Below are 22693 nucleotides of genomic sequence, written 5' to 3' on the forward strand. Positions count from 1 at the left end.
TCCTGAATTCTGTTTGATAAATTAAGTTTAAAGAAAGTACTGTTCTACACATCGAATAAATATTTCTACACCCATTCCCAAGGCGGTTTCGTCAAAATCAAACCGGGGATGATGATGAGGATATGCTAAGTCTTTCGCTGGGTTAGCAGAACCCAAAAAGAAATAACAACCAGGAACCTCTTCTAAGAAAAATGACATATCTTCAGCAGCCATAGTTTGGCATTCTGGCACAATACCTAGAGAAGTTTCTACCACTTCTTCGGCTACAGAACGCACCAATTCTGCTATTTTAATATCATTAATTACTGGTGGATAAAGTGACCAGTATTCTAAGTCATAATTCGCACCATGACTCTGACAAATTCCAGCAATAATCTGCTCGACACGCTCTTTAAAAAAGCCTTTTAAACTAGGATTAAAATACCTGACAGTCGCACTCATTCTTGCTGTATCAGCAATCACATTACGCTTAGTTCCTGCATGAAGTTCGCCAACTGTCACCACTGCCGAATCAATGGGATTAACATTTCGGGCGACAATGGTTTGCAAAGCATTGACGATTTGGGCAGCAACAACAACCGAGTCAACAGTTTGATGGGGTAGCGCGCCGTGTCCACCTTTGCCCAAAATTGTGCAGTTGAAGCACTCCACAGCAGCCATCAACGCCCCAGCGCGCACACCCACTGTTCCCAATGGCAAATTATTCCACAAGTGCAAACCAATAATCGCGTCGACATCAGGATTTTTTAGGACTCCAGCTTCAATCATCGGCTTTGCGCCTCCTGGTGATTCTTCCGCTGGCTGAAAGATAATTTTCACCGTACCAGAGAAGTCTTGCCGATAGTGCTGGAGATAATAAACTGTACCTAAAGCGATCGCTATATGTCCATCATGTCCACAAGCGTGCATCACTCCCTCATGCTGCGATTTGTACGGTATTTCGTTGAGTTCTTGGATTGGCAAAGCATCCATATCTGCCCGAATCGCTAAAACTTTGTTCGTGGGGAGTTTATTACCTTTGATCGTGGCAACAATGCCAGTGTGGGCAATACCAGTTTTATGCTCAATTCCCCACTCTTGCAGCTTTTGTGATACAAACTCAGCTGTCAGTTTTTCTTGAAAACCCAACTCTGGTTGTTGATGCAATCGCCGCCGCCACTCTACTAACTGCGGTTGCAATGAACGAATCGCTAGTCTGATGCGAGATAGATCAACAGAAGAGGGATTGGGAAAGGTAGAAACCATTATGAATACAAACTAATTTAAGTACAGCGAACTTAAGTTTATTTTCCCAGTTTATAGCGGTTCCCACTTAGATGCGGTACAAAATTATATCGCAGGTCAACTTCATCTGAAAATAGCTTATCTGTTGGCTTCCATGCCCGCCCGGAAATAAATTTTCGGGCTAATAGCTTAAGTCTACTGAAGTAGACTGGAGATTTTTGGCGATCTAAAGTTATCTGAAGATGACTTTAGCTATGAGACGGGAATTTCAATTCCCGGCGGACAAGCGGTTTCGCGTTAAGTTGACACCAATGGGTATGTTCCCTACGGGTGTACCTCACATAAACGAGAACAGCTATATAGTCGGGAGTGTGGAAGAATTAGCATCAAAATCTTCTTAGGGATTTCCGACAAATAAATTATCCAATCTTGTAGTTAAGTAAATTAAAACACTTTGGAATTTGGGGAAGCGCCAATGGAAAGCACTATTTTTTTTTCGGCTGGCTTTTCTAAGAAATTTTCGGATAGTAATTTAGTCAAGGCATCAGGATGTACTTGCCAGTTTAATAATCCTGATAACCCCATGACCAAGCCAAATAGAGTTGGAACTAAAGCGGCGTAGAACAACCATTTTTTCTGAGATAGAGATGTAATAGCAAATAGCGAGACAGAGATTGATAAGGAGGCATCAGCTAGATCAAACTGGTCGTCATGATAATTAAGCTGGTCATAGGTTGTTTGATCTTGTTCGGCAATTACCTTCTGTTGCTGCTTTTTCTGGTCTTCTTTATCAGCAATGCTTTGATAAACGGCAATCTGTTTTTCATAGTCAGCCCTCACAGCAGCAGGTTGAGAAAGAGATTGCAATTTGAGTTGCACCACATTTGATTTGGCTATTTCTTCACGAATATTACGAGCCTGGTATAATGCCCAATCATCAATTTTATTTGCTTGAGCTTGCTGCATTGCCTGAACTATATTATCGTCTTTAACTTTGCAGATGCCCATAAAAGTTGCTATCAATGCAACTGCAATTGCTACAGCACTATTTAGACGACTCTTGCGTTTTTCACGGTTAGCTGGCGTTTCAGGTTCATCGTCGTCCTCCCCAAGCAGTTCAATTGGGTTGATGTCCATATCGTTAATACCAATTTCACTTAAATATAAAACAAGGGTTGCTTAATTTGCAATTGTATGTTGTTAATACTCAATGCTCAATGCTCAATTTAAAATGTCAGTGTTTCCCAATCTAAATCTGATGCTATTTGAGCAAGTTTATCTAAATCAGTAAGATTATCTAGATAAGGTAAACAGCCTAAAATTGGTGTATTGGTAAGTGATTGAATCAATTGGCGTGGTGTCCAATCGGCTATTTCTGCATCTGTTCGGGGTTGTACGCAGTTCAGAACAATACCTTTGAGATTGATGCGCGATTGTCTAGCTAATGCTACATTTGCCACTGCTTGAGCGATCGCACCTAATCTTACTGGTACTACTAATACCGTTGGTAAACGCCATTCCCCTGCCAAATCAGCTACCGTTAATTCCTCTGTGATTGGCGAACCCAACCCTCCCAAGGCTTCTACAAGCACAAAATCACGGTGCGATCGCAACTTAGACAAAGCTTGCCACACAAGAGCTAAATCTATTTGGCGATTTTCTCGTGCTGCTGCGATCGGAGGCGCTAGAGGTGCTTGAAAGTATAAAGGTGTAATTTCTTCAGCAGATTGTTCTAGCGCAAATAGCTTTTGATACCACTCGCGATCGCCAATTCCCGATTGAATCGGTTTCATGATTCCCCAGCTACGCTGCGGGTAATATTTTTGCCAATAGGCTGCTAATGCTGTCGTTAAAACAGTTTTACCAGCTTCCGTATCAGTTCCAGTAATTAGTAGTGTGTTTAACATTAATTTCTTTGACCAGAAAATGGTTGTGTTCCATCAGTCGGTGGCAAAGTTGGCGTTTCAATAGTGGTAGGAATTGGCAAGGGTGTTTCTGTGGGTATTGGTAAGGGCGTTTCTGTGGGTATTGGCAAGGGCGTTTCTGTGGGAATCGGCAACGGTGTCTCTATGGGTATTGGCAAGGGTGTTGCTGTGGGAATCGGCAACGGTGTCTCTATGGGTATTGGCAAGGGTATTGCTGTCGGTGTTGGTTTAACTAGTTTTTCTAATGCAACATTCAGGTTGTAATTGCTTTCGGTAACTCCTGGAACCAGAGTTAACTCAATAGTATATCTACCAGTAACCAGCAATATGCCTTGATATGCTGTTACTTGTTGGGCATTAATATCAATTGGTTGTTGATTGGGACTGAAGACTGTTAACAGAATGTTGCTTCCTGGGTCAAGAAACGCAGTTAGCTTGTCGCCTTTTTGTCCGAAAAAAGTGTACCTGATTCTTTGATTTGTTTTCAGAGTATCGTTAACCGTGGCTGTGTTATTGGATGCTCCCAGATTGAGGCGTTTACTAGGTACAACAGATTGATTGCTGCTGGGTGTGGGTGTAAGTGTAGGTGTAGGTGTGGGTGTAGTACCACCAGGAATCACTGGTGAAGGGAAATTTTGTGGAGGCGTTTCAATTGGTGTTTTCGGTTGACTGCGGATGGAACTTACCAGCGCCCAAGAACCGAATCCGGCGATAATCACGACAGCGCTGCCAATTGCGGTAATCGCTAAGGGATTATCCAAAATTGAGTTAGTGGTGCGTGGTGGAATCACAGGATTGGGTTTCTGAGGCGAAGCTGGTGGTGGTACTAAGTCAGGACGACGACCAACAGCCATTGTCTGTAAGTTGGAAACATTCAGAGGAGGAAGACTGGGTTGCTGTAAAGGTTGGAGTGCTTGTAATACACTAGCAGCACTTTGATAGCGATCGCTCGGTATATGATTCAACATCCGATTCAAAACTATAGCAAATCGCGGATTCACTTTTACCCACCGCTGCCAATTCCAAGTTAGTTGGTTTTCATCAAATAAATCCTTTGGTTCTTTACCAGTCAGTAAAACGACCGCGCTTACCGCTAAGGCATACAAATCACTGCTAGGATAAGCTCCCCCTGTTTGCATTTGTTCGCTAGGAGAGTAGCCTAATTTTCCCACAGTGGTTTCTGGCAGGGCACTATCTGGCGATCGTAAACGCGTCGCTAGTTCCTTAACTACCCCAAAGTCAATTAACACAGGTTTCGCGTCACTATCTCGCAAAATAATATTTTCTGGCGAGATATCTCTGTGAATAATCCCTCGACTGTGAATATGCTCTAAAACAGGCAGCAACAACTCTATTAGCTGTAATACTTCTGCCTCTGTAAAAGTTTGACCCACAGCTTGACGTTCAGCTAGCAGAGTCCGGTACGTCTGACCTGCAACGTAGTCCTCCACCAAAAATAAGCGTTGGTCTTGCTCAAATCTTTCCCGAAATTTAGGGACTTGTGGATGTTCGATTTGATATAAAATGGCGGCCTCTCGGTGAAAAAGCTCTTGTGCCTTCTCCCAAGCCAAAGCCCCTGTTGCTGTTGAAGTCAATTCCTTGATCGCGCAAAGTTCGTTAAAGCGCCTCTGGTCTTCTGCCAGATAGGTTCTACCAAATCCTCCTTGTCCGAGAATTTGAATTATGCGGTAACGGTTTTGCAAGACAGTACCAACTGTAATGGGTGGTTGCATGATCGATTGATTGAGTGTAGTAGCAACTTAGGAGGAAGTCACCCACAAAGATTAAGTCCAAGAGGCGACTGACAGTTACCTGCCGCAATATTCTACTATACCTAACAAATACACACCCACCAGAGCAAGGTTGTTTTTTACTCTATAACTTCAGAGCCTCCAATCCCCCAATTCAATTTTTCTTCTTGACAAAACGATATATTTTAAAATATGCAAAATCAACTTGAGAATCCAGCTTATACAAACTACTCATTTCTCTTTCAATCAACCCTTTAGGAAATTGATAATCACGATTAATTGTGAGGAGAACTGTATCCTTATTATTTGTTAATTTTTCAATTTCTTCAGCAAAATTTTCATTCGGGACTTCCTTTTTTAAACGATCCCCCAAATTTCTTGCATCCACAGTGAAACTGTCACCGTAATATTCAAATAATCTGGGATTACCAAATAAAAATACAGATTGTGTAGAAGAAGATCGATTTTTTATTAGGTACTGGACAGCAGAACGATAGTCATCTCTCTGGTAGTCTCCATTGAAGTAGTAGTTACCAAGGGAATAAATATTCATAACTATCAGAGAGATGACAGCAATTTGAGCTAGCTGAGACATGCCATAGCGCTTTGATGTTATACCAGGTCTTTGACTCAAAGCCGATGGGAGAAGTATGGCAAGTGGTAACCAAAGATAATAAGAGTGACGTGGCACCCAATTAGTTTTGGCAACTATCGCTAAGAGCAATCCTAGCAAAAATGCTATGATAAAAACAGAAGTAAAAAAGTAATCAGGATGTTGCTCTCTGCCCTTTTTCTTGTGTATCAATAAAACTCTTACTAAAGCCAATAAAATTACAGTACCGACAATTAATAATAATAGTAGTTGAGGCCAGTAACTAAGCATAACTTGCACTCTATCGTCGCCGCGCAGCTGCTCCATTGAAGGCCCATAGGTTGTTCCCACCAAAATTCCATTTAATACAAAAAGAATATTTTGGATTATGGGTAATCCCAAACGATTAATCGGAATTGTTTCGGGATCGGTTGCTCCAGGTAAAGTCAGATGATATATAACTGACGGTATAGATAAAAACGCAGCAGGAAGCCACCATTGTAGCCATTGCTTGAAATTTCTATAGATGACAAGATGAGATACACATAATGCTGTAGTAAAAAGCCACATAGTAATGTTACTAAAAATCCCTATAGCAGTAAAAATACTAAACAGCCATTTGGAAGTATTTTGATGAGTTTGATTTTTAACTAATACTTCGCTAAAGAAATATAATTGAAGTGAGGCAATAAACATTGCGAAGGAATAAATTCTTGCTTCTTGGCTGTAATTGACACAGAAAGAACTGAATGTCAAAATTAGCAGAGTCCAGAAGGCGTGTTTTTTACCATATATCCGCAAAGCAGTAAAGAATAGAATGACATTTGAGCCAATACCTAAAATAGTAGAGAGTGAGCGAAGAGCAAATTCACTTTCGCCAAATAGCTGACGCCACCAAAACATAACTATAAAGTATAGCGGCTGAAATCTATCACTATTTGCGATGTTTCTAACCCTTTCAATACTCTCTTGAAGAGTCGAGACATCAGAATTAGTTAAGGTCAAGCCTTCATCGTACCAAAGACTCTGGTTTGACAGCATAAAAAAGCGGAGTAAACCACTCAAAAAAACCAATATTAAAATAGAGATATAATATTTAGACCATCTCTGATTTTTGATTGTCATCATCATTTGTTTTACGTCCTGGCACTTTTAGTTCTTACATAATTTAGTTTTTTTATAGTCAATGTTTACCTAAAGCGATTGCCCAGATACCACTCAACATCAAACCTGCTCCTAACCATTGAGAAATTAAGATTTTTTCTTTCAAAATTACAGATCCAGTAATCATTGTAACTATAATTGTTAATCCTATTACTAATGGATAGGCAACAGATAAATTCAGTTTACCTAAAACTATTACATAAAAAACAGCACTCAAACCATAACTCAAAATCCCTGCAATTAAATAGATATTTAACGGATTTTGTCCTGCTCCTAGTTTCAATAGATTTTGCGCTAGTGTGTTTAACCCCACTGTGATTAAAATCAGCAAGCTAAAAACTATGTGGTTATTCATAGTAAAAATTTACTCAATTTATAAAGTGATATTTTTTGATGAAAAGAGCAATCTAGAAGAAACTTTCATAGCCAGCAGTATCGTCAAAATCCCAAAGTTCTCCTCCAGATGGATAAGGTATTTGCACCCATTTCCCAGCAAGTTTTTCCCACCATCGGGGCGGGTGCGGTAGGCTAGCGACTTGGATGAAGCCACATCTACAAATTAATGCTCCCACAAAATCAGTATGTAAACTATCACCAATGACGAGTATTTGTTTTGCTGGTAACTTCATATAAGCTGTTGCCTGTCGAAATGCAGGGGGAAAGGGTTTTTTCGCCGGACTGAGTGCTGGAATATCAAGGCGACGAGACCAATATTTGACGCGATAGCGACGTTTCCCATTTGAGAGGATGAAAAATTGCAATCCGGCTAACTTTGCTTGCTTAATCCAATCTTCTGCATAAGGAGATAGGTAGCGATCGTCTTCTGAAACAATAGTGTTGTCTAAATCGAGGATTATCCCTTGAATTTTACAGGTTTTTAGCCACTCAATTTCGATACTTGCCAATGTATAGACTTGTCGTGGTAGTCTGTGGGGGTTCCTTTTAAAATCTGGTTGGTTGTTTTGCTGAATGAGCAAATGCAGCCAGGAGATAAAGGTGCTGAAGAGTTTTCTGAAAATAGCTGTGGGATTTTTCATCTACAAATTCCGTCAAGTTTCCTCCCATCACGCCTTAGGGACTTCCAATAAATAAATTATCCTTCTTGTGGGATGGGTAGCGTTTGACTGACTTGTACTGAGCAGATCGACAGGCTTACTGTCAAACTTGTAGTAGCACTTTTTTTGTGGAAGAAAGCTACGCACAGAGAGAGTCTAGTGGAGAAGAGTCGAAGTGTCGCTCTGAGTTCTGCATACCCTGAATATGGAATGGGTGTTCGCGTCGCGGCAGGTAATGCGGACACCCATCAACAAGAAAATTTGAGATTTTTTTATTTGTAAGTCCTTTAAGGTACTAATACCACAATTTGAAAGTGTGGATACCAAAGAGTCCAACGGAGAATTGGACGACTAACTGTAGCTCCCATTGATTGAAAAACTTGAACAAGATCGCTACTTCGGCGTTGGTGAACCCATTCTCTTGCCAGTAACAAGTCATGAAGCTGATTCATAAAAGACCCAATAATTTTGGATGCCTCAATGTCTTTAATAATCAGCCTTGCTCCCGAATCCATCTGCGAAATTGTTTTACGGAGAAAATCGTCCTGTAATTTTGGAGGAATGTGGTGAAGAACGTCAATCATAGTTACAGTGTCATATCCATGCAAATCTGGTGGTGTTTCTTCTGGATGCAAATGCCTGACCTGAAAAATTTCAGATTTCATTGCAAAAGCCTCAGAAGCTTTCACAGCTTCACGTGAAATATCATAACCATGAGCTACTTTTACTGAACGCAACTTTAAAGCCAGATAAAGTAATGCTCCTGTACCGCAGCCAATATCATAAAGACGTGCGCCTTCGGGAATCTTGGCAAGAACCATATCAAGAGGACAGATGAATGGACGATAGCGCGTTTTTAGTGCAGCAAGTCCAGACATTTTTTGACAAGGTAGTTTCATCTCGTCAGCAAGGCTAAAACTATTCATACAACTTGTTAAGGTAAAACAGTTACAAGATTGATCGGGCAGACTAATTGCTAGTGGCTTCTCCTATGAGATTTATTCAATCATCCCTTGCTTTCTCAACCAGAGAATCAAAAAGCATGTGATAATCCAACCAATAACTGTGATTAGTATCGGCAAGTCTTTCAATAAAACTTCTTCTGGGCGTTCGCTACGTCCACCTTGCTCTAGATGATGGTTATCGCTGTAACCGCTAATCTCTTGGGGATCGCTCAATAGTTGATAGCGAAAAATTCCATACAACACAAATGGTAAAGTCAGTAGCATCCAAGAGGTGGGCGCTCCGTGTAGATAGGGCCCGGCACTCCAAAGAGCATAGGTGAGAACTGTGCCTGTGGTGACAACATTTTCCATACGACCCAGCAGAGGCAAGGAATAGTATTTGAGGACAGAGCGAGGCTTATTGCCTTTAAGTTGTGCTAACCTTAGTTCTGCTTTGCGCTTTTCAATACCTAGAAATAGCGCCAACATTGCAGTACACATTAAAAACCAAGATGATAAAGTAATACTGGTAGCAGCAGCGCCGGCATAAGCTCGTAGCACAAATCCGGTAGCGATCGCCCCAACATCCAAAATTACCATCCGTTTGAGTCGCAGATTATAGGCAACCTGTAACAGGGCGTATGCAGTTATCGCTGCACCCAAATGGGGCGATCGCAACCACCCAAAAATTAGGGCACCACCCAAAAGCACCAATGCCATCGCAGTCGCAACACGGATGCTAACTAATCCAGCGGCTATTGGACGCTTACACTTGACAGGGTGTTGACGGTCAGATTCCACATCTACGATGTCATTGATTAAGTAGAAGCCACTTGATGCACAGCAAAATAATACAAATGCCAATAAGCTACCTAGCAGAGATTGCAGATTGATGCTAAATGCGAACAATGGTGCTGCAAACACCACCAGGTTTTTCGTCCATTGTCGCGGTCGCATCGCAGCTAAGTAGTACGCTGACTTCTTGGAATTAGTTGCTATGGCAGTTAAAGATTTTTCTACTACTGAAGTACGCCGAGAGTCCATAAGTATGCCTACCGCTTCTATATCTCAAGAGAATTTAGATTCAACAACTTCGTTTAGATTTATTAATAATAGATTTTTTTAGTAAAAATACTTACAAGGTTTTGCCTAGATAATACTACCTTTATTTTGGTATCAAAAAAAAATTTTTATTTAATCTTTATTCAAGCTTTATCCAATCTTTATTTAAAAACTTGCTTGTACGTAGGTGAGTTTTGGGCGCTGCTAGCTTCTTTTAGACTTCGCAATTGATTATCGTTTTTATTAATGCGTAACATATAGAACAAAAAATTACATTTGTTGTACTTAATAAGAGGTGCTATACTGTTGTGAGAATAAACTCATTAAGTTGTAAATGCTTGACTGCCACCTATAAATTAAGATAGTTAGAAAAACTTACCACAACAATGTTTAAGCGATTGGGATTATTTCCCTCAACCTAAAAAATTGAACTATAGACCTAGTGGATGAAATTGATGACAGTTAAGCTATCAATACCTTATTTGCCAAGAAGACTAAATAATTAGCGAATGATAATTTGATAATTTTATGCAGAAATGTTTAAATTTTGTATGGAAGCTTTAACAAAACTCACAGATGCTTTTTTAGGCTGTTTTTCGGTTAAATCTATTAAATCTCTAATGATAATATTACTATGAATGCACATAGAGGATCTGCTGTACTCAGTTCTGCAACTTTCAAAGTGCAACCATCTACAACAGGACTGAACGATAATCATCGTCTGCGGCTGTTTTCTGGCTCTGCCAACATACATCTGTCTCAAGAAGTCGCTCGTTATGTGGGTATGGACTTGGGGCCAATGATCCGCAAAAGATTTGCGGATGGAGAACTTTACGTTCAAATCCAAGAATCGATTCGGGGTTGTGATGTCTATTTAATCCAGCCATGTTGTCAACCTGTAAACGATCATTTGATGGAATTGTTGATTATGGTTGACGCCTGTCGTCGGGCTTCGGCGCGACAGGTAACAGCAGTAATTCCCTACTATGGTTATGCTCGTGCCGATCGCAAAACAGCAGGACGAGAGTCAATAACTGCCAAGCTGGTTGCTAACTTGATCACTGAAGCAGGTGCTAACCGCGTTCTAGCAATGGATTTACACTCGGCTCAGATTCAAGGCTATTTCGATATACCCTTTGACCATGTTTACGGTTCACCAGTATTGCTGGATTACCTAGCAAGCAAGCAATTACCCGATCTAGTAGTTGTTTCTCCCGATGTTGGTGGTGTAGCAAGAGCTAGGGCATTTGCGAAAAAACTAGGTGATGCCCCATTGGCGATTATTGACAAACGTCGTCAGGCACATAATGTTGCAGAAGTGTTAAATGTCATCGGTGATGTTAGGGGCAAAACAGCAGTATTAGTGGATGACATGATTGATACTGGGGGCACGATCGCTGAAGGAGCGCGATTGCTGCGTGAAGAAGGAGCGCGTCAGGTATATGCCTGTGCAACTCATGCAGTGTTCTCTCCACCAGCGATGGAGCGATTATCTAGTGGCTTATTTGAGGAAGTCATTGTGACAAATACGATTCCCATACCAGAAAACAATCGTTTTCCCCAACTAGTGGTACTGTCAGTAGCTAATCTGTTAGGAGAAACTATTTGGCGGATTCATGAAGATACTTCAGTCAGTAGTATGTTTCGCTAGACTGTCATTCTTCTAATGGCGTAAATTGCCTACACTGTCCTCTTCATTGAGGACAGTGTAAATTTTTAGCACCCCTAAATATAGAAATCCGATTTGATTCAGAGAACTTAACTTACTTGCGTAGGAAGGAAGTTCTTAACTGGGAACAGAAGCGAATAGATATTTACTGCTAATACTCTCTCACCTATTAGATATTCTGTTGCTTTCTCTACGATAAATTATTCAAATATTTATAATGGCACGTTCAAAAGACCTAATCCATTCAAAATATTTATCTACAATCGTAAAATAAAAGCCGTGAAAATTTAAACAATTTTACGGCTTTTTAGTGTGGTGTAAGGAGACTTAATTTAATTACGATTATAAACCCATCTGACTATTAGTGAGACATAGGTAACGCAATTTGTAACAGAATTATCCTTCTATGACATAAGCTCCGTATTCCCAATCCTGATGTCTAATTCCTGACTACTGGTTTCTGTTTACTGCTAACTTCTAAAGGCAGGAAAATCGTCAAAACTTCCCCATAATGTGGACGCTGACGCACAATCAGTTTGCCACCAATCGCCTGAAACAAATGCTTGGTTGCGGCGATATTTAAACTAATCGTACCTGTTTCTGGTTGAAACATCAGCAATTGACCCAGAGCTTTACGAATTGGTGGCGTTGCAGGTGTGGCAGCTTTATTTGAATCTTTGCAGCCAAATTGGGGCGATAATTGTAACTTCAGTTGATCTCCAGCGGGGATAACCTGTACTTGAATATGGCTGCCGGCGGGTAAACTGCGAGTAAAATTTTCCATCAAACCAGTGAGTACCTGATCCAGCATGGTGGGATTACTCACCACTGTTGGTAGTTGTTGAGGTAAAACAACATTTAAAGTTAAGTTCCGCCGATGTGCTGCTTGTTCCCAACGGGGAATACTCTGCTGCAACACTTGATCTAAAGACATCGGCGTGAGTTGAGTTTTTGATGATTTTGTTGAGGTAGTAGTTTCCAGTTCTGCTGCCTTAAACAGCAACTCCATACGGTCAATTTGTTCAGTACATTCGTGATCGATAATTTTTAAGCGATTGATCACACTAATATCTAAGTCTCGCCGCTTCAGCAGTAGACGAGTCATGGTGCGAATAGTTGTTAGAGGTGTGCGAACTTCGTGAGCGAAGGCTTGGAGCAATTCTACATCAGGATTTGGGGATTGGGGATTGGGGATGGTGGGGCCCCCTCTGGGGATAAGGGGTAATGGGCATTGGTTATTCTCTTTGTCCAGCTTATCCCCAGTTCCTAGTGAAGAGTCCCTAGTTTCTTCTGGTTCTGTTAATTTCTGAAGTAACAACTGGCTAAACTGAATCATGATACGGTAGTCTGGTGCTACCGGAGAATACTGCTCTACTAATGCGTCCAAGCGGGCGAAAAATTCTGGATTAGCCAGCATTACTCGTGCCCCTAGCGATCGCCAAGCCTGCTGTACTACTTCTGGTTCAAAAGAAAATGAAAAGGTTTTTTTACCGTTTTTGTGGGTTGCTAAAACCAGTACTAATCTAAATTTATCTGTAAAAACCAAGCAAAATTGTTCTGCCCCTAGCGGATCGGCAGGTAGTAAGGGAAGTACCGATTCATGAGGAGCAATTTCTTCATCTACATACGCGTTGGTGTAACCCGCAGCAGACATCACACCTGGCATCTGAAATGGCATTAGTGCCAAGGGATTAAATGGTTTTGCCGTAAAAGTTACTGTTTGTAAACTTTGAATCAGTTTTGGTTGACTAAATAAGGGTGCTGGTGCGGCTAAAACTAATCCTTGGATTGTGTCAACTGAATCAGATGCTAAAGTATTTAATAGCAAATGTTCTGTCGCCGCGAGGCTGACACGCCATTGCTGCTCTGCTTTAGCAGGTGAAGATTCGGCCACACTTGATTGATTTTCAGCCAAGATTTCGCTCAGGCTTGGCAATATCCATTCGTACACAGGTTTTCACCCCTTAATTCAAGAGCGACTAACAGCGTCTAGGGTAGACATTTCACTACTACCTAAGAGGTTATAGCTATTTGTGTACTGATGACAGTGGTAGAACCGAACAATTCGGGGGCAATTTCCCCTAACTGCGATCGCATCTCTGACTTTTCACGGTATCTGGAAAAACTCTCTCCTGAAAGGCTACGGCATACACGGAAGTCTTTGAGCGATTGAAGAAGAGGCAGGGGGCAGGGAGCAGGAGAAGTATTGCCAACAATCTCTCTTTTGAGCTGGGGAAAGGTTAAAGGGGAAGGGGTAAGGGTTTGAATTTACCTTTACCCCTTCCCCTTTCTCCCAAAACCCGAAAAGTATTGCGACAAATATGGCTTTTGACTTACATCATGCTTGATATTTATTGTCAATTCATAATTGATATTATCTTGCTCAAACAAATAATTTGAATCGTGCTAGCTGATTTTCAATGGTTCCTGTGAGGATTTTATTCAGTTCTGTAGTGTCTTGGAATTGCAAAATTTGCTGTGTGGGTAAATCGAAAGAAAATTGCCCTTCAAAGTCTGGGCGTTGCATCTGCGCTAATAAAATCTGTTCAGAACGCTTACTTTGGATGGCATAGCCAATTTCAATACAGACATTCGGACTGGGAATTAATTGGGGGATTTCTTTACCATCAATAATCGCAATGGGCGCAGTGTCAGCGATAAATAGCAAACTCTTACGGATTTTTCGCATGATTGTGCGGTTAATTCGTAGAGGTGCGCCACTGGCACGAGAGGATTCTACTAATGTTAGGGGAAGGCGCGATCGCAAGTTTAAACTGTCCAAACTTTTTCGCAGTTCTTCTCTTAAAGCATCTGTCGCTGCCGGATATTCAGTTTGAGAAGATAAAAAAATCGTTGGTTCTAACTGAGCCAACACTGCTTGCTTGGTAAAATAAATTTCATGGCTAATTAAGTCAATGTTAGAAACACAATAGCCACCACTACCTTCAATATAAAATTCAATATTTTCCCCTTCCAGATAGCGCCCAAACCAAGTTGATTTCTTCACTTCGTCACTTTCTTCCAAAAAGTCTGCTCGCAATGCTGATTTCAACAGACTTTTTTTGCTTAAGCGAATGTCTGGCGGACGTTTTTCCAGTTCTGGAATCGGCTCATAATCTTGTAGATACCACGCCCTGAGCGCAATAATTGACATAAGACGCTATTTCAACTGTTTCTCGCTACTCAAATTAGTATAATCTTACACCCAGAGATAGACAATCATCTGCGATCGCAGATGATTGAATCAAGTTTGCTGATTTATCTAATTGCCGTAATCACATCTTAGAGTAGGCAATCAGCGACTCTAAGCAAGTAGAACTAGATTACCGAGAATTCTGTCAATAATCGCTAGGTTACTTGTGCTTTGACGAAGAAGCTGCCAGAGCGATCGCCAGTGGTAAAATTCGATGTTCCTGAATTTGAATCCTGGCATGGAGTGTTTCTGGTGTATCATTCGGCAGTACTGGTACTGCGGCTTGCATCAATATGGGACCACTGTCCATTTCTAAACAAGCTATGTGCGCTGTACAGCCAGTGATTTTTACCCCAGATGCCAAGGCTTGTTCTACAGCATGAATGCCTTTGAAACTAGGTAACAAACTAGGATGAATATTAATAATTTTATCAGGAAAGGCATCAATGAAAACTGATGTTAACAATCGCATCCAACCTGCCAAAATCACCCACTCTACATCGTAGCGCTGCAATGTCTGCACAATTTTCTCATCAAACTCTTCTCGGCTTTGATAGTTGCGGTGATTTAATAAAACAGTTTTTACACCTCTATTAGTTGCTTTGACGGCTGCTTTCGCCGAGGGATTATTGTAAATTAAAACTTGAATTTGGGCATTTAGCCGCCCATCTTGGATAGATTGGGCAACTACATCAAAATTGCTGCCATTCCCAGAAGCCATAAATCCCAGTTTTAAAGGGGCAATTTGTTCACAAACATCGCTAATGCTGGGAGAAACCAAGCTCAGGGTAGAATCAGGGCAGAGGGTCATAACAGCTAAGAGGGAAAATTATAGATGCCAAAAATATATATTAAGTCGTGGTTGGATAATGATACAGTAGCCGCCTAGATTTTTCTCACATAAGTAAGCGTACAGAATTAATTACAGTCATTGCGAACGCGAGTCCGTCTCGTAGAGAAGCAATCCCAGCCGCAAGCGAATTGCTTCATTTCGCAACTCTTAGAGACGTTATCACGTAGCAAGATCCCCGTAGGGGTACGCTACATTCGCAATGACATTGTGTAATTAATTTTGTTTATCTACTTAAAGTAAAATTTAATCCTTTATGTCATTCATAAAAATATATTGTTTCACAAATATTAGTAATGTACTCAACATCTAGAAACAAAACTGGGCTACAAGCTAAGAAAGTGGGTAACTCAAATTACATTTGTCAGCAATTTGTTACCTACCGAAAAAGGCGGGACGACAGGGGCTATGAGTGGTTTGCAGGGTTATGAGGTAGGCAAGAAGCTAATCTAGATCGGGTTCAACGCCTAGCGATCGCAATTGTGCAATCAACCGTTCAGTCCGTTGTCTTTCTTGTTCAGCCTGTTGTCTTTCTTGTTCAGCTCGTTGACTTTCTCGTTCAGCTCGTTGACTTTCCTGTTCAGTAGAAGTCAATACCCAATTAAGAGTCCCATCATACCACCGTAACCAGGGCTGTTCTACATCTTGATAGCGTCCCTGCCAGACACCTAAGCCTAATTCTAGTTCTGGTATCCAAAGACGTGACTCTGACAATGCTATCTCAGCATAACGACCACCATCTAATTTAAACACCCTTAATTTATATTTGTATCGATCAAATACTGCATAATAAGGCACACGTAGAATCTGCTCATATACTTCCCATTTTCCTGGTGGTTGCTTAATATCCCGCAATGTCTGCCCCAAATCTTCCTTTTCAGTGCCAGGAGACAGCAACTCAATCACAATAAAAGGGTGAACTCCCTCTTGCCAAACGACATAACTTAAGCGCAAATCCCGTTGTTCATAGAGACGGGAAACACCTAAAACGGCAAACCAATCCGGTCGTTTATGCCACAGTGGATAGCGCGGGTCATAATAAAGATTCAGATCGCTAGCAACAAATATTTCGTCGCTAGGATAATTTGGTGGACGAAAGGTTTCGTCTAACAGACGAGGTTGCAATAAATGAAACTGATCGGGCAAACCAGGCTCCTCTGGATCTTCACTGGGAAGATCATACATGGTCGGCAATACATCTTTTGGCGATCGCGGCGGGTCAGTTTGATACATCATAAAGCAGTCCTGATGATAAAACTCTCAGTTCTATTATGATTGAGCGCACTTTGAATAATTGAATCCAAAATCTAAAAAATCTAAAATTTCGATGTTTCTTCAAATAACACTAAACCATATTTCTCACCAGTCGGCAAAAAGCCAATTCCTCGATAAACTGCTTGTGCTGCTTGGTTATTATCACCTGTAAATAGGATGGCACGTTTGACTAAGAGCGATCGCGCATTTAACAACGAACCTGCTACCACACTTTTAGCGTAGCCTTTACCCCGCAATTCTGGCGGTGTCCAAACTCCACCAATTTGCACAATATCAGGTAGGCTGGCATTAAAGGCAGAGTAAGCAACTAGAGTATCTCCTGCTACCAAAACCCAATGCATAGCTGTAGCTTGACGAGCTTCTATTGCGAGACGGCAAGCTGAATGCGAACTGGTGGTTTCTATTTGTCCTAAAGCTTCCACGTTATAAGCAACGCACCATTCAGTGAGTAATTCCAACTCATCTGGATGTGGTAAACGACACTGTACCTTTGCAGATGCTAAGGCTTGAGGTATTTGTAAATCTGGCAGTTTTAGAGAAAACAAAATCTCAGATTCATCAAGTTGAGTTGGTCGCTTGCTAAGTCCCAAAATGCTTTTTGTCGCTTCAACTTGTGCTGCTGGCCCGCTAATTCCAGAGATGGCACGTCCAGATTGTGTCACAACAGCTTGCACCACCTCTGATAAATATACAGGGGCCTGGACTATTACCATCCCATTCCAAAAGTGGGCTGCAACTGCAACTATAGTTTCATCTATGTAGGCTGCTATGTAAGTTCCTTGAAATCTAGCGCCTTGGTCAAGCAGTCCCGCCGCTCGCCAATTAGAGCGCAAAAACATAGAAGTATCAGTGTGTTGCAAGAGAAATGCTTCCAACAATACTTCATCTCCAGGTTGCAGAGTTCTGAAAGTAGGCACAAAAAACTCCTGAGCAAATATACCAGACGATTAGAAATCGCAGCGACACAAACCAAGTCTGCCTACGCGGACTCAAAGAATTTTAAACCCACGGAGGTGGGTTTTGTCTGTATAGCTGCGTTCGCCCTTGGCGTACCGGAGGCATCATTCCATTCGCCAAGGCTAGGTGTGGTTTTAACCTGTTTCAACAGGTGTTGAACCCTCATAAATTGGCAAAGGTATTGGTAGCGGTAGATTATCTTTATCATAGAGGACTTTTAGATGTCTGCTAAACTGTTCCTCAACAAAATAGCTGCTAGAAAATTCACTTGCAAAAGAAACTTGATGAAAATGGTAATCTAAATTCAACAAATTGTAGACAAGTCTTAAAAAATAATCATCTATCCAAAAATCTACATCAAATAGTGAAATACCGTATTTTCCTTCTAACCGACGATTTAAAGTTTTCAGTAACCAAGACCATTGAGGTTTGAGGGTCGGATCGATACGATTACCAAATACAGGATTAAAAAACTGATTTACTTGAGTTGTTCTAACATCACTCACTTTAGTTAATAAATCCGCCGCATTAATGGGAGATGAATTGAACCAATAGTTAGCAACTACTAAATCATGTAAATAAGCAACTACAATTTTCGGATTTTCTTTAATAAACTGTGAGCGACAAACAATTCCTCTGATTGATGGAATTCTTAAACTAGTTGTTTGAGATAAAGGTAGTTTTCTGACAAAAGCATAAGCTTCTAAAATTGAGGCAAAAGTATGACAGCACACGTAAGCATCTATAGTTTTATTTGCCAAACTTTTGCTGGCTTTCCGAGGATCTTCATTCACTAACCTGCAATCTTTACTGACATCCATATCATAGAGATCAAAAAGAGTGATGATGAACCTATGAGCATTTGAACCAAATAAAGTGGAAATTCGTTTACCTTTCAAATCTTGGACAGTGTTGATCGGAGAATCTTTATGCAGAACAATATTTATATCTTGACCCAAAATATTATAAGAAGCAATCCCAATTAATTTAGAACCAAAACTTAAATCATCAAAGAATTGGCTACCATTATTCAAAAGAGAAATATCATCTAAAATACAAATATCTAGTTCTCCCCGTTTCATCTGACGGTTCATTTCTTCCCCAGAAGCAAACGGCATAATTTGTAACTCAAAATCTCGATTAATTTCAACATTTTTGAAAATAGCCTGTTCTAGTGATGATGCTCTCTGTAAATCAGAAATATACTTAGTTCCATACCCAGCAATAAACTGTCCTATGGAATCCCTCTGAATACCTATCCTCAGAATATTTTCCTCTTTTGGAGAACCGCTACCTAAAAATAGATTTACATTGGGTAAACTTTCTAAGTTATCTTGATCGAGTCTAAAACTTCTCACCAAACTCTCTGCGGATATTAACAATTCACTAAAGCGAGGAACATGAAGATAAATTCCATATTCATTAACATCTTGAATCGGAAAAATTAAGGCTTCGTATTCAGATATTATATCAGCTTGACAAAAGTCAGGTAAAATCGTTAGTTTTTGATTTTTTGCAGCATAGTTGAGTATATCTTGATAACTATGTAGCACTTGTACGCCACTTAATTTATTTATCAAAAATCCATTTTTAGATAGCTCCTGATGAACCTCGTCTAAAAGTACAACATCAGCTAGATCGATATCATTTATTTTAACCAAGCTACGCTCATTGAGATATTTACTGGCTCCAAAGGATACCAACAGCATTTTATGAGTTGTTAATCTAGTGCAATGGTGTTCTTCTTTATATCCAGCGCAACTGTTGAGCAAGAGATCCATTTCTATGAGTTGAGAATTTGAAAAAAAGCTGCTATCTTTAACTGCAATCTCTTTAATATTTCTACCCGGAAAACAAAGCTGAAATCGCTGCAAATATTGTTGGAACCAGACTTCTAAAATTAAATTAGTAGCTCCCAATGTCAAATCTTCGCCCTCGGCGCTAAATGTTGCCTGAAATTCTTCTTGCAGATTTTCTACAGTTTCTACGACATTAAGTGTCTGGGAAATCAATTTCTTGCCTTTATTAGTCAAGCATATAGAGCCAGGAGAACGATTTAGAAGAATTACTCCGAAATAATCCTCTATTTGTTTGACTTTTTTACTAATTAACGCCTGACTATATCCTAGCTTTTGTGCGGCTTTTGAAAAGCTACCACAGTCATCTACTGCTTTTAAGATTTTCAGGTGATTTAGGGTAATGTCTTCGAGTTTAATCTTATTCATGCTAGGTAAGGCAAGATTTTTAACTACAATGTAATTAAGCTACTCTGCTCTGCATATTCGGAAATAACTAGTTTGTGAAAGCGAATAGTATCTTCCAACATAGATTCAAATTTGAGTACTATTAAGTCAACGCCAACGGCTTCGTATTCTTTCAGACGGTTGATAATAGTATAGCGATCGCCAACCAGTTGAGCAGATAAACCGAGATTGGCTTCGATGGTTTGACTGATATCTAGTTTGTTGTGGGCAACTACGTTAGGATCGATTTGCTCTTGAAAGTACTTAATCTGCTCCTGATCGGCAGAACGATAAATTGCTTCTAATCTAGCTTCGGCTTGGGCAGTATATTCACGAAGGATCGCAAAGGCACTCATTGCCACTTTAATCTGACGACCGTAACGATCGCTAGCCAATGTTTTCACTTTCTGCACCAATGCTGCCGTTTTTTCAGGTTCATCAGCATTGATAAATAGATAATCTCCCAGGCGAGCCGCTAAGTTAATCGCCCTGTCTGATTCCCCAGCAATGAAAATAGGTGGTGTTGGTGTCGGCTGATCTGCGAGAATACCACCCTTAATGGTGTAGTATTTGCCAACATAGTTAAAGTCTTCGACTGTCCACAGCCCCTTGATTATATCAATGTACTCTTCTAATCGCGCGTAGCGATCGCTGTGAGGTAGCCAGATATCTCCATAGCTTTCTACTTCTAATTTCCACCAACCTGCAATCCCACTGAGAGCAAATCTGCCATTACTCAGTTGATTTTGAATGTTTGCACTCAAATTGGCAACCACCGCAGGCAGCTTAAAACCAGGTTGTACAGCCGCAACAATCTTGATCTTCTTGGTGTTCAAACTTGCTAAAGCTGCTGTAATCCAAGCATCAGCAACATTATAGTTAGGCCCATGAACTGCATTTAAGTAATGTTCAGGAATGTAATAGAAGTCATAACCTAACTCGTCTGCCTGAACAGCCAGTTTTACCAAATCTTCTGTGGATAAATTAGCCTCATGGTTGATAACCCGTAACCATCCACCACAGACCGGCGACCAAATTCCAAACTGAAGCGGCATAAATGTTTTTCCTGTGCTTTTTTTTACGAGGCATCAACTAAACTACGGTATCTACATCTTTTTACCGTGATTTAGTAGTCCACACTACCACATTTATTTCTGCTGTGTACAGTTGCAGATGATACATGAAAGTCAGTTGTCTATCACGATATGGAATAGCATAGACATTTTATCGAGTCCTGATTCCTGATTGTCCTGACTGAATCAGGATAATAGCCATCTAATATAAAAATAATTAAATACTCAGCAAAAATGGGCTGTATTCCAAAATGGAATACAAAAATGGAGTTTAAGTATATCGAGTCACGACATCAGAAAAATTGTTGTGATAGAGTCTGATTCATTCAGAACTACGGTAGTGCGATCGGGTTATGGTATATTGTTGCCATCAGAGATTTGTCTACTTGTAAACTCAGAGTAGTTTCCAACCGCTCTCAAGCTTTCGATTTTGACTAAGATTTTGCCCTATCAAGTTTTAGCTGATTTGTTAGTGATGACAAATCCGGCTTTGTTGCATCACTTGCAAACTTAGATAAATAACCAAGCAGTTTCAATTACAAACGCACAATTATGGTAGATATTAAATTCGCATACTGGATTCCCAACGTTAGCGGTGGGTTAGTTGTTAGTAAAATTCCCCAACGCACAAATTGGACTTATGAATATAATGCTCAACTAGCTCAGACGGCTGAAGAAGTTGGGTTTGAATATGGTCTAGCACAAGCCAGATTTATCGCCAGCTATGGTGCTGAGTACCAGCTAGAGGCATTTACAACCGTGTCCGCTCTAGCTCCAGTCACCAAAAAATTAAAGCTAATTGCAGCAGTTCACCCTGGATTGTGGCATCCGGGAGTAGTTGCCAAAATTGGTGCAAGTATTGATTTTCTCTCTAACGGTCGGTTTGCTCTGAATGTAGTTAGCGGTTGGTTCAAAGATGAATTCACTATATATGGTGAACATTGGTTAGATCATGACGAACGCTATCGTCGTTCAGAAGAATTTATCCGCGTTCTCAAAGGTTTGTGGACTGAGGATGAGTTTCACTTCAAGGGCGACTTTTACCGCATTAACGGCGGTTGGGTGAAGCCTAGACCAGTTAATCAGAATCCCCACCCGGAGATATTCCAAGGTGGTAACTCCAAAGCAGCGCGGCGGATGGCTGGCCGCGTCTCCGATTGGTATTTTATGAATGGCAACACCATAGAAGGTGTGAAAGAGCAAATTGAAGAAGTATCTGCATTAGCTCGTCAAGAAGGACGCACAATTAAGTTTGGTCTGAATTCTTTTATCATCGTGCGAGATACGGAAGCAGAAGCCCATGAAGTATTGCGCGATATTATTGCCCAAGCCGATGTAGAAGCCGTGAAAGGATTTGGCGAAGCGGTAAAACAGGCGGGATCTGCAACTCGTGAACGTGAGGGAATGTGGGCGAATTCCAATTTTGAAGACTTGGTGCAGTATAACGATGGCTTCCGCTCAGGCTTGATTGGTACGGCTGAACAAGTAGCTGAAAAGATTCGCCAGTTCCATGAAGTGGGAGTTGATTTAATTCTTGGTGGCTTCTTACACTACTCAGATGATTTACCAGCATTTGGTAAGACAGTAATCCCACTTGTGCGCGAACTTAAATCTAATCGTCGGACATCTGATGAGTTAGTTGTAGTGTAGATTAACACATACTTTATAAGAGTGGGTTTTGTTGAGCCGACGTTGCTGAATGAAAGTATGATTTTT

General features: G+C 40.7%; 20 protein-coding genes. 4 read left to right on the forward strand and 16 right to left on the reverse strand.

The genetic code is table 11. The features are described from left to right. Positions 1-27 precede the first annotated feature (27 nt). On the reverse strand, positions 28-1245 hold the full coding sequence (locus FD723_RS30510) for a M20 family metallopeptidase (RefSeq protein ID WP_179068687.1): 1218 nt from the start codon (positions 1243-1245) through the stop codon (positions 28-30). A gap of 221 nt (positions 1246-1466) precedes the next feature. Between FD723_RS30510 and FD723_RS30515 the strand changes: the two genes are divergently transcribed. Beyond that, entirely contained in the window at positions 1467-1625 is a 159-nt protein-coding gene (locus FD723_RS30515) for a hypothetical protein (protein WP_179068688.1), read from the forward strand. Between the two features lie 43 nt (positions 1626-1668). On the opposite strand, the gene FD723_RS30520 is transcribed toward FD723_RS30515, so the two are convergent. From FD723_RS30520 to FD723_RS30555, 8 genes are all read right to left on the reverse strand, one after another. Next, positions 1669-2361: a DUF4337 domain-containing protein gene (locus FD723_RS30520; RefSeq protein ID WP_179068689.1), complete on the reverse strand. Its 693-nt coding sequence runs from the start codon at positions 2359-2361 to the stop codon at positions 1669-1671. Between the two features lie 89 nt (positions 2362-2450). Continuing rightward, the gene (gene bioD / locus FD723_RS30525; RefSeq protein WP_179068690.1) at positions 2451-3131 is read right to left on the reverse strand and encodes a dethiobiotin synthase; all 681 of its coding nucleotides are present in this window, start codon (positions 3129-3131) and stop codon (positions 2451-2453) included. After that, positions 3131-4882 (reverse strand): serine/threonine-protein kinase, encoded by a 1752-nt coding sequence (locus FD723_RS30530; RefSeq protein WP_179068691.1) that lies wholly within the window; start codon positions 4880-4882, stop codon positions 3131-3133. Before FD723_RS30530 ends, bioD begins: the two co-directional genes overlap by 1 nt. Positions 4883-5054: 172 nt before the next feature. Beyond that, complete coding sequence (locus FD723_RS30535; protein ID WP_179068692.1) at positions 5055-6623, reverse strand: glycosyltransferase family 39 protein; 1569 nt, start codon at positions 6621-6623, stop codon at positions 5055-5057. Between the two features lie 52 nt (positions 6624-6675). Next, positions 6676-7011 carry an EamA family transporter gene (locus FD723_RS30540; RefSeq protein ID WP_179068693.1) on the reverse strand — a complete coding sequence of 112 codons (336 nt, stop codon included), beginning with the start codon at positions 7009-7011 and terminating at the stop codon, positions 6676-6678. A gap of 52 nt (positions 7012-7063) precedes the next feature. Beyond that, complete coding sequence (locus FD723_RS30545; RefSeq protein ID WP_179068694.1) at positions 7064-7693, reverse strand: YqeG family HAD IIIA-type phosphatase; 630 nt, start codon at positions 7691-7693, stop codon at positions 7064-7066. Positions 7694-7998: 305 nt separating this feature from the next. Next, positions 7999-8637: a bifunctional 2-polyprenyl-6-hydroxyphenol methylase/3-demethylubiquinol 3-O-methyltransferase UbiG gene (locus FD723_RS30550; RefSeq protein ID WP_179068695.1), complete on the reverse strand. Its 639-nt coding sequence runs from the start codon at positions 8635-8637 to the stop codon at positions 7999-8001. A gap of 72 nt (positions 8638-8709) precedes the next feature. Further along, complete coding sequence (locus tag FD723_RS30555) at positions 8710-9699, reverse strand: decaprenyl-phosphate phosphoribosyltransferase (RefSeq protein ID WP_179068696.1); 990 nt, start codon at positions 9697-9699, stop codon at positions 8710-8712. 652 nt (positions 9700-10351) lie between these two features. Between FD723_RS30555 and FD723_RS30560 the strand changes: the two genes are divergently transcribed. Then, positions 10352-11368, forward strand: coding sequence for a ribose-phosphate pyrophosphokinase (locus tag FD723_RS30560; protein WP_179068697.1), 1017 nt, complete (start codon positions 10352-10354; stop codon positions 11366-11368). Positions 11369-11825: 457 nt separating this feature from the next. On the opposite strand, the gene FD723_RS30565 is transcribed toward FD723_RS30560, so the two are convergent. Further along, positions 11826-13337: a sensor histidine kinase KdpD gene (locus FD723_RS30565; protein WP_179068698.1), complete on the reverse strand. Its 1512-nt coding sequence runs from the start codon at positions 13335-13337 to the stop codon at positions 11826-11828. Positions 13338-13427: 90 nt separating this feature from the next. Here FD723_RS30565 and FD723_RS43220 point away from each other — a divergent pair, with 90 nt between their 5' ends. Beyond that, positions 13428-13559 (forward strand): hypothetical protein, encoded by a 132-nt coding sequence (locus FD723_RS43220; RefSeq protein ID WP_256874974.1) that lies wholly within the window; start codon positions 13428-13430, stop codon positions 13557-13559. Positions 13560-13769: 210 nt separating this feature from the next. On the opposite strand, the gene FD723_RS30570 is transcribed toward FD723_RS43220, so the two are convergent. From FD723_RS30570 to FD723_RS30595, 6 genes are all read right to left on the reverse strand, one after another. Beyond that, positions 13770-14540 carry a hypothetical protein gene (locus tag FD723_RS30570; RefSeq protein WP_179068699.1) on the reverse strand — a complete coding sequence of 257 codons (771 nt, stop codon included), beginning with the start codon at positions 14538-14540 and terminating at the stop codon, positions 13770-13772. A gap of 199 nt (positions 14541-14739) precedes the next feature. Further along, positions 14740-15390 carry a phosphoribosylglycinamide formyltransferase gene (gene purN / locus FD723_RS30575; RefSeq protein ID WP_179068700.1) on the reverse strand — a complete coding sequence of 217 codons (651 nt, stop codon included), beginning with the start codon at positions 15388-15390 and terminating at the stop codon, positions 14740-14742. Between the two features lie 483 nt (positions 15391-15873). Next, a complete protein-coding gene (locus tag FD723_RS30580; protein WP_179069333.1) occupies positions 15874-16662 on the reverse strand; it encodes a Uma2 family endonuclease in 789 nt (262 codons plus the stop codon). Between the two features lie 83 nt (positions 16663-16745). Continuing rightward, positions 16746-17621 carry a GNAT family N-acetyltransferase gene (locus tag FD723_RS30585; protein WP_179068701.1) on the reverse strand — a complete coding sequence of 292 codons (876 nt, stop codon included), beginning with the start codon at positions 17619-17621 and terminating at the stop codon, positions 16746-16748. 174 nt (positions 17622-17795) lie between these two features. Further along, entirely contained in the window at positions 17796-19886 is a 2091-nt protein-coding gene (locus FD723_RS30590) for a LysR family transcriptional regulator (RefSeq protein WP_179068702.1), read from the reverse strand. 23 nt (positions 19887-19909) lie between these two features. Continuing rightward, entirely contained in the window at positions 19910-20959 is a 1050-nt protein-coding gene (locus tag FD723_RS30595; RefSeq protein ID WP_179068703.1) for an LLM class flavin-dependent oxidoreductase, read from the reverse strand. 570 nt (positions 20960-21529) lie between these two features. On the opposite strand from FD723_RS30595, the gene sfnG reads away from it, so the two are divergent. Further along, a complete protein-coding gene (gene sfnG, locus FD723_RS30600; RefSeq protein ID WP_179068704.1) occupies positions 21530-22627 on the forward strand; it encodes a dimethylsulfone monooxygenase SfnG in 1098 nt (365 codons plus the stop codon). Positions 22628-22693: the final 66 nt, after the last annotated feature.

The sequence above is a fragment of the Nostoc sp. C052 genome (assembly GCF_013393905.1).
In the GTDB taxonomy this organism is placed as follows: Bacteria; Cyanobacteriota; Cyanobacteriia; order Cyanobacteriales; family Nostocaceae; genus Nostoc.